At 63.0% G+C, this 11,159-nt stretch carries 12 protein-coding genes; 4 read left to right on the top strand and 8 right to left on the bottom strand.

Translation table 11 applies throughout. The features are described from left to right. Nucleotides 1–76: 76 nt before the first annotated feature. Both leuD and leuC read right to left on the bottom strand, forming a co-directional pair. On the bottom strand, nucleotides 77–724 hold the full coding sequence (leuD, locus tag ACRC0P_RS06405) for a 3-isopropylmalate dehydratase small subunit (RefSeq protein ID WP_438629058.1): 648 nt from the start codon (nucleotides 722–724) through the stop codon (nucleotides 77–79). After that, the gene (leuC, locus tag ACRC0P_RS06400; protein ID WP_438629056.1) at nucleotides 721–2,157 is read right to left on the bottom strand and encodes a 3-isopropylmalate dehydratase large subunit; all 1,437 of its coding nucleotides are present in this window, start codon (nucleotides 2,155–2,157) and stop codon (nucleotides 721–723) included. Before leuC ends, leuD begins: the two co-directional genes overlap by 4 nt. A 388-nt stretch (nucleotides 2,158–2,545) precedes the next feature. Here leuC and ACRC0P_RS06395 point away from each other — a divergent pair, with 388 nt between their 5' ends. Together ACRC0P_RS06395 and ACRC0P_RS06390 are read left to right on the top strand one after the other, a co-directional pair. Beyond that, nucleotides 2,546–3,466, top strand: coding sequence for a LysR family transcriptional regulator (locus ACRC0P_RS06395; protein ID WP_438629054.1), 921 nt, complete (start codon nucleotides 2,546–2,548; stop codon nucleotides 3,464–3,466). Between the two features lie 35 nt (nucleotides 3,467–3,501). Beyond that, entirely contained in the window at nucleotides 3,502–4,251 is a 750-nt protein-coding gene (locus ACRC0P_RS06390; protein WP_438629052.1) for a TIGR04219 family outer membrane beta-barrel protein, read from the top strand. Nucleotides 4,252–4,386: 135 nt separating this feature from the next. Here ACRC0P_RS06390 and aroC read toward each other — a convergent pair whose 3' ends face one another. Together aroC and prmB are read right to left on the bottom strand one after the other, a co-directional pair. After that, nucleotides 4,387–5,478: a chorismate synthase gene (gene aroC / locus ACRC0P_RS06385; protein ID WP_438629050.1), complete on the bottom strand. Its 1,092-nt coding sequence runs from the start codon at nucleotides 5,476–5,478 to the stop codon at nucleotides 4,387–4,389. 188 nt (nucleotides 5,479–5,666) lie between these two features. Then, nucleotides 5,667–6,584, bottom strand: a complete 918-nt coding sequence (gene prmB / locus ACRC0P_RS06380; protein ID WP_438629048.1) for a 50S ribosomal protein L3 N(5)-glutamine methyltransferase — start codon at nucleotides 6,582–6,584, stop codon at nucleotides 5,667–5,669. A gap of 72 nt (nucleotides 6,585–6,656) precedes the next feature. Between prmB and folE the strand changes: the two genes are divergently transcribed. Both folE and ACRC0P_RS06370 read left to right on the top strand, forming a co-directional pair. Continuing rightward, a complete protein-coding gene (folE, locus tag ACRC0P_RS06375; RefSeq protein WP_438629046.1) occupies nucleotides 6,657–7,196 on the top strand; it encodes a GTP cyclohydrolase I FolE in 540 nt (179 codons plus the stop codon). Between the two features lie 113 nt (nucleotides 7,197–7,309). Beyond that, a complete protein-coding gene (locus tag ACRC0P_RS06370; RefSeq protein WP_438629044.1) occupies nucleotides 7,310–7,654 on the top strand; it encodes a 5-carboxymethyl-2-hydroxymuconate Delta-isomerase in 345 nt (114 codons plus the stop codon). 376 nt (nucleotides 7,655–8,030) lie between these two features. Here ACRC0P_RS06370 and ACRC0P_RS06365 read toward each other — a convergent pair whose 3' ends face one another. From ACRC0P_RS06365 to ACRC0P_RS06350, 4 genes are all read right to left on the bottom strand, one after another. Beyond that, entirely contained in the window at nucleotides 8,031–8,897 is an 867-nt protein-coding gene (locus ACRC0P_RS06365; RefSeq protein WP_438629042.1) for an alpha/beta fold hydrolase, read from the bottom strand. 168 nt (nucleotides 8,898–9,065) lie between these two features. Further along, a complete protein-coding gene (gene sixA / locus ACRC0P_RS06360) occupies nucleotides 9,066–9,518 on the bottom strand; it encodes a phosphohistidine phosphatase SixA (RefSeq protein WP_438629040.1) in 453 nt (150 codons plus the stop codon). Between the two features lie 28 nt (nucleotides 9,519–9,546). Continuing rightward, nucleotides 9,547–9,966 (bottom strand): DUF4389 domain-containing protein, encoded by a 420-nt coding sequence (locus ACRC0P_RS06355; RefSeq protein ID WP_438629038.1) that lies wholly within the window; start codon nucleotides 9,964–9,966, stop codon nucleotides 9,547–9,549. A 27-nt stretch (nucleotides 9,967–9,993) separates the two neighbouring features. Further along, complete coding sequence (locus ACRC0P_RS06350; RefSeq protein ID WP_438629036.1) at nucleotides 9,994–11,028, bottom strand: NAD(P)H-dependent glycerol-3-phosphate dehydrogenase; 1,035 nt, start codon at nucleotides 11,026–11,028, stop codon at nucleotides 9,994–9,996. Between the last annotated feature and the right edge of the window lie 131 nt (nucleotides 11,029–11,159).

The raw sequence follows: 11,159 nt of genomic DNA, 5'->3' as shown, positions 1-11,159 counted from the left end.
AGATGTTCATTTGTTTATCCGGAGTAATGTAGGGTGGATAAGCGTCAGCGCATCCACCGCCACAGGCCGAGAAAATTTATTTGACGGCGTCAAACAGCCACGGCGCCCGCTCGCGGCGCTTGTCTTCGTAGGCACGGATCGCATCCGCGTCCTCCAGGGTGAGGCCGATATCGTCGAGGCCGTTCAGCAGGCAGTGCCTGCGGAAGCCGTCCACTTCAAAAGCGATGGTGTCGCCGTTCGGCTTCACCACCTGCTGCTTTTCCAGATCGATGGTCAGCTCATAGCCTTCCTGCGCATACATTTCCTCAAACAACTGATCCACCACGGCTTCGTCCAGCACGATCGGCAGCAGGCCGTTCTTGAAACAGTTGTTGAAAAAGATATCGGCAAAACTCGGCGCAATCACCGCGCGGAAGCCGTAGTCGTCCAACGCCCAGGGCGCGTGTTCCCGGCTGGAACCACAGCCGAAATTCTTGCGCGCCAGCAGCACCGAGGCGCCCTCGTAGCGCGGGAAGTTCAGCGGGAACTCCCGGTTCAGCGGCCGATTGGAGCAATCCTGTCCCGGCTGGCCCTCATCCAGGTAGCGCAGCTCGTCGAACAGGTTGGGGCCGAAGCCGGTGCGCTTGATGGATTTCAGAAACTGCTTGGGAATAATCAGGTCGGTATCCACATTGGCGCGGTCCATCGGCGCCACCAAGCCGGTGTGTTGGGTAAAAGCCTTCATTGGACGGCCTCCTTTTGCATTTCGCGCACATCGACAAAGTGGCCGGCGATCGCCGCGGCCGCCGCCATGGCCGGGCTCACCAGATGGGTGCGGCCGCCGTAGCCCTGGCGCCCCTCGAAATTGCGGTTGGAAGTGGAGGCGCAGTGCTCGCCCGCGCCCAGCTTGTCCGCGTTCATCGCCAGGCACATGGAACAGGAGGGCTCGCGCCACTCGAAGCCAGCCTCGATAAACACCTTGTCCAGGCCCTCTTTTTCCGCCTGGGCTTTTACCGCCTGGGAACCGGGAACCACCAGTACCTGTTTGACGCTGTCGGCCTTCCTGCGGCCCTTTGCCACCGTCGCCGCCGCACGCAGGTCCTCGATACGGGAGTTGGTGCAGGAGCCGATAAACACCCGGTCCAGCTCTATGTCGGTGATTTTCTGCCCCGCGTTCAGGCCCATATATTCCAGCGCGCGCTGAATACCGGCGCGCCGGGTGGCATCCGCCTCGCCCGCGGGGTCCGGCACCAGCGCATTGATCGGGGCCACCATTTCCGGAGAAGTGCCCCAGCTCACCTGCGGCTCGATTGCCTCCGCGGCCAGCTCCACCACTGCATCGAAGACCGCATCGTCATCGGAATGCAACCGGCTCCAGGCCTCCACCGCTTTATCCCACTGCTCACCTTTCGGCGCATAGGGCTTACCCTTCACATAGTCGATGGTGACCTGATCCACCGCTACCATACCGGCGCGCGCGCCCGCCTCGATGGCCATGTTGCACACGGTCATGCGGCCCTCCATCGACAGCTTGCGGATTGCCGAGCCGCCGAATTCGATCGCATAGCCGGTGCCCCCGGCGGTACCGATCTCGCCGATAATCGCCAGCACCACGTCTTTCGCGGTGACGCCCGGGCCCAGTTCGCCGTCCACGCGCACCAGCATGTTCTTCATTTTCTTCTGGATCAGGCACTGGGTGGCCATCACATGCTCCACCTCGGAGGTGCCGATACCGTGGGCCAGCGCCCCCAGCGCACCGTGGGTGGAAGTGTGGGAATCGCCGCACACCACCGTCATACCCGGCAGGGTGGCGCCGGTCTCCGGACCGATCACATGCACAATGCCCTGCCCCGGCTCGTTGATACCGAACTGCACCACACCGAAATCCCGGCAGTTCTCGTCCAGGGTCTCCACCTGCAGACGGGCGATCTCATCGCGGATTCCGTCCAGGCCCGCGGCTCGCTCCGCCGCGTCCGAGGGCACATTGTGGTCCGGGGTCGCGACCACCGAGTCGGTGCGCCAGGGCTTGCGCCCGGCCAGGCGCAGACCTTCAAACGCCTGGGGCGAGGTGACCTCGTGGATCAGGTGGCGGTCGATATAGATCAGCGCAGTGCCATCATCGCGGCTCTTTACCAGATGGTCCTGCCAGAGTTTGTCGTAGAGCGTCTGCCCGGCCATGGCCGTGTCCTCTTGAAATGCGGAATGATGAATGCGGAATGCGGAATTTGGGGTAAGTCTAATGCCGAACATTGGATAACATCAATTTATGTTTATTATATAGTGAAGTCCTTTATGGAATAGATGGTGAAATCCAACTTCAGCGCATTTGTAGGTTTCGGGACTCGGGCTCGGGACCCGGGACTTGAAGAGAATACCGAACTTCAATGCGAAGGCCCCGATGCCGGGGGCCGTTCGCGGAAAGCGCCTGCGGCTTATAAACAGACCGATGAGGCTGTGAAGCGAACGGCCACCGGCAGCGGGGCCGCCACCGCGCCGCTTAGAAGGCCCGGCGGCAGGGCCACCACCTAACCTGCTTACAGGCACCCCCAAACAAGGGCACCAATCTATGGAAATCCAGTGGCTGAAGGCCTTTCTGGCCACCGCCGAACAGGGCTCGGTCTCCGAGGCCGCGGAGCAGTTGCATCTTACCCAACCGGCTGTCAGCAAGCGCCTGGCCGCCCTGGAACAGCAGTTGGGCACACCGCTGTTCGACCGCATCGGCCGCAAACTGCAGCTCACCGACGCCGGGCGCGCACTGCTGCCCCGGGCGCGGCATATCCTCAACGAAGTGAGCGAGGCGGAGCGGGAACTGCGAGCCCTGGGAACGGAAGTGGGCGGCAGCCTGCGTATCGCCACCAGCCACCACGTGGGCCTGCACCACCTGCCGCCAGTGCTGAAGGAATTCAGCACCCGCTACCCCGAAGTGGCACTGGACATCGACTTCGTGGACTCCGAGCAGGCCTACGAGGCGCTGATGGCCGGCGAGTACGAACTGGCGGTGGTCACCCTGGCGCTGAGGGAATACCCCAGCCTGGAGGCCCACGTCATCTGGCCCGACCCCTGTGTGGTGGTGGCCGCGCCGGACCATCCCCTGGCGCAGATGCCGGCCCTGGATCTTCCCGACCTGGCCCGCTACCCGGCCATACTACCGGACCTGAACACCTACACCGGGCGGCTGATCAAGCGCGAGTTCGACAACCGGGGATTGAAACTCACCGCCAAGCTGGCCACCAACTTCCTGGAAACCATCAAGATGATGGCCGGCGTGGGCCTCGGCTGGAGCGTCCTGCCGCGCACCCTGGTGGACGACAGCCTGGCGATACTGCCGGTGGAAAAACTGCACATAGTGCGCAACCTGGGGGTTATCAGTCACCGAGCGCGCACCCTCAGCAACGCCGCCAGCGCCCTGCAGCAACTGCTTTTTGCAGCAGCTCACACTTCAACGGAGGAGGCTGGCGCGAATAGCCGCATGACGGAAAAAAAATAGTACACTTCCCCCCAGACCAATAACGGAGAGAAACCATGAGAAGAACAACACTTGTCCAGAGCCTGATTTTGAGCACAGCCCTGATCAGCGGCACCGCCAGCGCCGATACCATCCTCGGCTTCGACGCCAGCGCCGGCGTCTGGCAGCCCAGCTACAGTGGCAATCTCGGTGTGGACGACTTCGACGTCGACGAGTTTTCCCTGGCGGAAGACAACATCACCTTCATCCAGGCCGCACTGGAGCACCCGGTTCCGCTGATCCCCAATATCCTGGTGGCCCACAGCAGTGTGGAAACCGATGGTACGGCCATGCTGGAGAGCGACGTCACTTTTGATGACGAGACCTTCACGGCCAACACCGAAATCAGCGCCAATATGGACCTGTCCCACACCGACGCTACCCTCTATTACGAAATCCTCGACAACTGGGTCAACCTGGACCTGGGCCTGACCGCCCGCCGGTACGACGGTGCCCTGGAAGTGACTGGCGAAGGCCAGACGGAAAATATCGAGCTGGCCGGCGTACTGCCCATGGCCTATGCCATGGCCCGCTTCGACCTGCCGTTTACCGGCTGGTCCATCATCGCCCAGGGCAACGGCACCGGCTACAAGGGCGACACCCTCACCGACCTCACTGCCAAAGTGCGCTGGGACTTTATGCCCGCCGCGGACTTCGCGGTGGAAGCGGGTTACCGGGTGATGAGCCTCAAGCTGCAAGAGCTGGATAGCCTGCAGAGCGACCTGGAGATCAAGGGACCCTACCTGGGGCTGAATCTCCACCTGTAAGGACTCGGGACTCGGGACTCGGGACTCGGGACTCGGGACTCGGGACTCGGGACTCGGGACTCGGGACTCGGGACTCGCAAGAGTGTCCTTTTGACTGCCCCTTGCTTTGCCATTCACGGAAATTTAACGCACGATTTACCCCGTGACGGTCACCACACCGGGCTGCACATCGCCGTTTTGCGCGCGCTGGCGCAGGGCGTGGTCCACCAGCACCAGAGCCATCATGGCCTCGGCGATGGGCGTCGCGCGGATGCCCACACAGGGGTCGTGGCGGCCCTTGGTGACCACCTCGATGGGATTGCCGTGCACATCGATGCTGCGCCCGGGAATGCGCAGACTGGAAGTGGGTTTGAGGGCGATGTGCGCGACGATGTCCTGGCCGCTGGAGATGCCGCCGAGCACGCCGCCGGCATTGTTGGAGAGGAATCCCTCAGGGGTTATCTCGTCGCGGTGCTCCGTGCCCTTTTGCTCCACGCTGGCGAAGCCCGCACCGATCTCCACGCCCTTGACCGCATTGATGCTCATCAGCGCGTGGGCCAGGTCCGCATCCAGGCGGTCGAAGATGGGCTCGCCCAGGCCCGCGGGCACGCCGCTGGCGTGCACCGAGATGCGCGCACCGATGGAGTTGCCCTCCTTGATCAGCGCCTGCATGTAGTCCTCCATCTCCGGAACCTTGTCGGCATCGGGGCAGAAAAAGGGGTTCTGCCCCACCTGGTCCCAGTCCAGCTTTTCCACCCGGATGGGCCCCAACTGCGACAGGTAACCGCGCACCTCTATACCGTACTGTTGGCGCAGCCACTGCTTGGCAATGGCCCCGGCGGCCACCCGCATGGCGGTCTCCCGCGCCGACGAACGGCCGCCGCCGCGGTAGTCGCGCAGGCCGTATTTCTGCCAGTAGGTGTAGTCCGCGTGGGCCGGGCGCACCTGTTCGGCGATATTGGCGTAGTCCTTGGAGCGCTGGTCGGTGTTTTCGATCAGCAGGCCGATGGGTGTGCCGGTGGTCTTGCCTTGGAACACACCGGAGAGAATCTTCACCTGATCCGCCTCGCGCCGCTGGGTGGTGTAGCGGGAGGTGCCGGGCTTGCGCCGGTCCAGCTCCAGCTGGATATTCGCCTCGCTGATCTCCAGCCCGGGGGGGCAACCGTCCACGATACAGCCCAGCGCCGGGCCGTGGCTCTCGCCGAAAGTGGTGACGCAAAACAGCTTGCCAAAAGTGTTGCCCGACATAATGTGAAATTCCCTGCCTGCCAATCAGTGATTTATCTAGTTCTGGAATTCAAGCTCGAGGCGGCTTTGTGCCACATTGAGCCATTTGAACTCTGAAACCCGGGTATATCCGAGGAAAGCGGCGCATTATAGAGGATTCGGGCGGCGGGTGATTGGATTGAAACGCAACCCGCTGCCGCGAACGCCGATTACCGGTCGCTGAAAAACTTCCGGTAGGCCAGCAGTTCCTCGCGGCGGATCACAAAGACCCCGTGGCCGCCCTGCTCCAGTTCCGGCCACATAAAAGGCACCTGCGGGAAGGTCTCCTCCAGCGTCTCCCAGCTGTTGCCCACCTCGCACACCAGCAGCCCCTCCGGCTGCAGGTGGTCCACCGCCTCGCGCAGTAGCCTGCGGGTGAAGTCGAGGCCGTCGTCGCCGGAGCCCAGGGCGATCTCCGGTTCCGCACGGTACTCCGCAGGCATCTCCGCCAGGTCGCGGGCGTCCACATAGGGGGGATTGCACAGGATCAGGTCGTAGCTGCAGCCCTCGAGACCGGAGAACAGGTCCGACTGCACAGTGCGCACCCGCTGGTTGAGATGGTGGCGGTTGATATTGATCTGCGCCACTTCCAGGGCCTCGGCAGAAATATCGCTCAGGTCCACCCGCGCCTCGGGAAAGGCCATGGCGCTGGCGATACCGATACAGCCGCTGCCACAACAGAGATCCAGCACCGCCAGCGGCTCCCCCTGCAGCCAGGGCTGGAATTCACCGCGAATCAGCTCGCCGATCGGCGAGCGGGGCACCAGCACGCGGCCGTCCACGTAGAAAGGGATATCGCAGAACCAGGCCTCGTGGGTGAGGTAGGGGGCCGGCAGCCGCTCGTCGACCCGCCGCTCCAGCAGCGCGATCACTTCGCGCCGCTCCTCCGTGGTCAGGCGGGCCTGCAGCACCTCCGGCTTGCTGTCCAGAGGCAGGTGCAGGGCGTGCATCACCAACAACAGGGCCTCGTCCCAGGCGTTGTCGGTGCCGTGGCCGAACCAGAGCCCGGCCTCGTTGAAACGGCTGGTTCCCCAGCGGATATAGTCCAGCACCGTACACAGCTCGCTGGCCTCACGCTTTTCAATCATCAACTCTATCCTTTACTAAGGGGTAACAAACGCTTAGGGTAGCGCGTCCTTCAATATCGCAAGTCAACCGAGATGAACGAACACTACGCGCGAATTATCGAAGCAATCGGCGAGGACCCGCAACGCCCGGGTCTGCGGGATACCCCGGCGCGCGCCGCCAAGGCCATGGAATACCTGACCCGCGGCTACCGGCAGACGGTGGACGAAGTGGTCAATGGTGCCCTCTTCCCCTCCGACTGCAGCGAGATGGTGCTGGTCAAGGATATCGAACTCTACTCCCTGTGCGAGCACCATCTGCTGCCGTTTATTGGCAAAGCCCATGTGGCCTATATCCCCGACGGCAAGGTGGTGGGCCTGTCCAAGGTGGCGCGTATCGTGGATATGTTCGCGCGGCGCCTGCAGATCCAGGAACAGCTGACGGTGGAGATCGCCGAAACCCTGCAGCGGGTCACCGGCGCCGCCGGTGTGGGCGTCATTATCGAGGCCAAGCATATGTGCATGATGATGCGCGGGGTGGAGAAACAGAATTCGGTGATGAAGACCTCCGCCATGCTGGGCACCTTCCGCTCCTCCCAGGCCACCCGCAACGAGTTCCTGTCCCTGATCCGCTGAACCCGGGCAAACCCCAAGGTGCGCACAGGCGCACCTTGTCTCCCCCCGGTATCACACTGCCCACCCGACTCCGCTAAGCTTTACAGGGAAGCCGAAGCCGGGAAGAGACACCCATGCCCCATCTGGTCATCGAGTACGCCCACAAACTGGAGGACAAGGTCTCCATCAGCGCGCTGGTGAGCGCGGTCCAGGAGGCCCTGAGCCAGACCGGGCTCTTTGCCCCCCACACCATCAAGACCCGCGCCCTGCCCTACCGCCACTTTATCGCCGGGGAAAAGGGCGGCTGCTTTGTCCACGCCGAGGTGCGCCTGCTGGAGGGCCGCAACGAGCAGGAGCGCGAAGCGGTGAGTTCCGCGGTGTTCAACTGCCTGTGCCAGTTTGCCGACGGGGTGCCGGCGGTGACGGTGGAGGTGCGGGAGATGGATTCGGGGTGCTATTCGAAGCGGTTGCCTTTCTAGGATGGGGATTCGGGACTCGGGACTCGGGACTCGGGACTCGGAACTCGGAACTCGGGAAAGAATACTGAAGCCTGATGCGAAGGCCCTGATACCGGAAGCTCCTTGCGGGACCGGATGATTCGCACCATCCCTGGCGCTCACCCTTCGGGCGCCTTCGGCGTCCAAATCTGCTCCGGCAGATTTGTGAGGCAGGGATGCCGATTACGAGCGTACAGGGATGTATTTAAGGGGGGCGCCCAGCCCGTGTCCCGCAAGGAGCTTCCGGTAGCAGGGCCGCCCCGCCCTTAACTACGAAGCCAGACCTGTCCGTTGGCGGGCCTACGGCCCGCTTGCCGAGCTGGAGCTCGGCGTTCCCGGGAGGAACTCCTGCTGTTGTTCAATCGACTTCGCCGCGCAGGAAGGGGCCGAACCATTCGGCGATGGGTTCGGCGCCCTCCTCCATGTGCAGGTGATGGCCGCCGGGCATTTCCCGCACCTCGATATTTTCGCGACGTTCCAGCACCGGCCGCAGGCGCTCGATCATATCGGCGATGCCCTCCTCGGCGAGCACCAGGCGGATGGGCATGGTGGCCCGGTCCAGGAAAGCCTGTACCTGGGCGTTGTTGAGTTTGGCGGTGGAGGTGGCCATCAGGCGCGGGTCGCTGCTCCAGGTCATCCCGCTGTCCAGGGGGCAAGTGCCACGTTCGGTGAGGGCCCGGGCGGCCTCCCCGGAGAGGCGGAAGAGACCGTTGCGGCGAGCCTCCACCGCGATCTCCAGGCTGTCGAAACGGCGCGGTTTGCGCCCGCCGTAGCGGGCCCGCTGGGCGATGGCCCTAGCGAGAACCTCCGGGGCATCGGCATCCTCCGCCGGCGGCGGCACCAGGCCGTCGATCAGCGCCAGGCGCTCCACCCGGTCGGGGAAGGTGCCGGCGGTGAGCATCGCCGCCACCGCGCCGCGGGAGTGGGCCAGCAGGGAAAACCTGCGCCAGCCCAGGGCGTGGGCCATCCCCAGCACATCCTCCACCTCCTCCCAGATGTTGTAGTTGGCATCCCGCGAGCGGTGGTAGCTGCGCCCGTGGCCGGCCATATCCACCGCCACCAGATCGATCCCCTCCAGCAGCGGCGCCAGGCGGTCAAAACTGGCGCAGTTGTCCAGCCAACCATGCAGGGCCAGCACCGGTTTGCCGTCGGGGCTGCCCCAGCGGCGGGCGGCGATGGTCTTGCCGTCGAATTCGAGATTTATTTCGCGGGGGATTGGGTTCATGAGCGGCAACATCCGGAAAGACTGGCGGCCGATGTTGCCGGTATCAGGGATTGCCTGCAATGACCTGGGGAATCAGAAGTGGTGGTCTATTGAACTAGCGGACCCGCGGCCCGTTGCGGAGCCGGAGCTCCGCGTTCCCGGCGGCGCTTCCAATTCCGCATTCCGCATTTATTCAGCGTGTTGCAGCCACTCCAACTCGGCGCAGCCCGCGGCCCACACCTCCGCCTGCAGGCAGGCCAGGCTGGCGGTACCCAGGAAGTGGGCATCGTCGCTGCCACAGAGGCCGTTGACCAGCCTGCCCACCAGCGGCTGGTGGCTCACCAACAGCAGGGGAAAACTTTTCGCCTGGCCCAGGGCATCGATAACCCGCTGGGGCGGGATGCCGCCGATCAACAGTGGCTCGGTAATCACCGGCAGTCCCAGCGACTCAGCGACAATTTCCGCGGTCTGCTGGGTGCGCACAAAAGGGCTGGCCCAGATGGCGCGCACCTGTTCCAGCTCCTCTGCGCGCAACTCGCAGATCCGGGACACCTGGGCGCGGCCGCGTTCGGTCAGCTGGCGGGATTCATCCGCCGCCGTCATGGGCTCGGCTTCACCGTGGCGCAAGATCAGCAGTTGCACAGATTTTCCTCGGGTCGGTTCGGAGATGTTACTCCTTGCCACCGCCTTTTTCGGTTTCCGCAGTTTCCTCGGAACCCAGTTCTATGACTTCCTCTTCTTCCTTCCCGTGTTCGGGGACCACCTCCGCCTCAACTTCCTCGGCGCTCTCGTAGCCGGACAGGTCCTCCACATCGGACTCCGGCCATTCGGAGAAGGGGAAAGGTTTTTCCTCGGTGTTGTAAATCAGAAACTGCAGCGTCTGGTAGATATAGGACGCGATCTGGTCGCCGAGACGGCGCAGGTTGTCATTGGCGCCGCCGGTAATGATCGAAAACAGGAATTGCAGCACTACCACCGCGAGCATCACAATGCCGGCGATTTCCAACAGTATCGCGAAGAGCACCATGTACAGCAGGCGCAGCCACTGGTTGCCGGAGGTCAGGTTTTGTTTCAGTTCTTCATTCTTCATGGGTGGGTCACCGTTAGGGTTTTGCCTTCAGGATTTGGCTGAATACGCCACGTCGAAAGTTTGCTCACCCGACATCAAATCGCGAATTACCTCCGGAATCGGGCGCTCTTCAAATAATATGGCGTGAATCGCAGAAACCAAGGGCATATACACGCCCATTTCGTCCGCCTTGCGTTTAATCAGGCGCACGGTGTTGACCCCTTCCGCCACCTGGCCGATTTCCGCCACCGCCTCCTCCAACGCGCGCCCCTTGCCCACCAGGTAGCCCACCCGGTAGTTGCGGCTGAGATCCGAGGAACACGTCAGGATCAGGTCGCCCACGCCGGCGAGGCCAATAAATGTCATGGGATCCGCGCCCACGGCCTCGGCAAAGCGCATCATCTCCGCCAGTGCGCGGGTGATCAGCAGGCTGATGGTGTTCTGCCCGCGCTCCAGTGCTGCGGCCATGCCGGTGACGATGGCGTAGATGTTTTTCAGCGCTCCAGCCAGTTCGACCCCGAAGACATCGCTGCTGGAGTAGATGCGGAAGGTCTCCGAGTGCAACACCTTCTGGATACTGGCGCACAGCGCTTCATCTTCGCTGGCAATCACCGTGGCGGTGTAATGCCCTTCGACAACTTCCTTGGCGAAGTTGGGCCCGCTGAGCACCCCCACGCGCATGTCGCTGGTCTCCTCCCGCAGGATATCGCTCATCAGGTGGAAGTTGCCGTGCTCCACCCCCTTGGTGGTGGAGATCAGCATGGTACCGGCGGCGAGCAACGGCGCCACCGAGTGCACCACTTCGCGAAAGGATTTACTGGGGATGGCCACGAACACTATCCGGCAGCCGCGCACCGCCTGTTCCAGGTCGCTGGTGATCTGAAGTTCCGGGTGCAGCGGCACTCCCGGCAGGTAGTACTGGTTTTCACGCAGTTCGCGGCAGCGCGCGGCGCGCTCCGGGTCGCGCATCCACTGGCGGGTATCGTGGCCATTGCCGGCGACAATATTGGCGATCGCGGTGCCGAAGCTGCCACCGCCCAGTACGGCAATGGGAATGGACTCGCTGGTTTCCGTAGAAGTCATAAAGCTGGTTTGTTTTGAGTTTTGCGGATTATAGAGGGCGGGCCGGGCCAGCCCAATGACAGCGGGAAAAAAATGTGAGCTTCGGTCAGTTCGCACAAAAATTGAGCGATAGAGAATTGTAGGAGCGGCGG

The organism is Microbulbifer sp. (assembly GCF_051659245.1).
Classification (GTDB): Bacteria; Pseudomonadota; Gammaproteobacteria; order Pseudomonadales; family Cellvibrionaceae; genus Microbulbifer.
The sequence above is the reverse complement of the archived record's forward strand: the minus strand, read 5'-3'. Positions and strand labels throughout refer to the sequence as shown.

What these genes read in the sequence shown, in the direction of transcription:
- leuD (WP_438629058.1), bottom strand. Translation starts at nt 724, where the DNA reads ATGAAGGCTTTTACCCAACACACCGGCTTGGTGGCGCCGATGGACCGC.
- leuC (WP_438629056.1), bottom strand. Translation starts at nt 2,157, where the DNA reads ATGGCCGGGCAGACGCTCTACGACAAACTCTGGCAGGACCATCTGGTA.
- ACRC0P_RS06395 (WP_438629054.1), top strand. Translation starts at nt 2,546, where the DNA reads ATGGAAATCCAGTGGCTGAAGGCCTTTCTGGCCACCGCCGAACAGGGC.
- ACRC0P_RS06390 (WP_438629052.1), top strand. Translation starts at nt 3,502, where the DNA reads ATGAGAAGAACAACACTTGTCCAGAGCCTGATTTTGAGCACAGCCCTG.
- aroC (WP_438629050.1), bottom strand. Translation starts at nt 5,478, where the DNA reads ATGTCGGGCAACACTTTTGGCAAGCTGTTTTGCGTCACCACTTTCGGC.
- prmB (WP_438629048.1), bottom strand. Translation starts at nt 6,584, where the DNA reads ATGATTGAAAAGCGTGAGGCCAGCGAGCTGTGTACGGTGCTGGACTAT.
- folE (WP_438629046.1), top strand. Translation starts at nt 6,657, where the DNA reads ATGAACGAACACTACGCGCGAATTATCGAAGCAATCGGCGAGGACCCG.
- ACRC0P_RS06370 (WP_438629044.1), top strand. Translation starts at nt 7,310, where the DNA reads ATGCCCCATCTGGTCATCGAGTACGCCCACAAACTGGAGGACAAGGTC.
- ACRC0P_RS06365 (WP_438629042.1), bottom strand. Translation starts at nt 8,897, where the DNA reads ATGAACCCAATCCCCCGCGAAATAAATCTCGAATTCGACGGCAAGACC.
- ACRC0P_RS06355 (WP_438629038.1), bottom strand. Translation starts at nt 9,966, where the DNA reads ATGAAGAATGAAGAACTGAAACAAAACCTGACCTCCGGCAACCAGTGG.
- ACRC0P_RS06350 (WP_438629036.1), bottom strand. Translation starts at nt 11,028, where the DNA reads ATGACTTCTACGGAAACCAGCGAGTCCATTCCCATTGCCGTACTGGGC.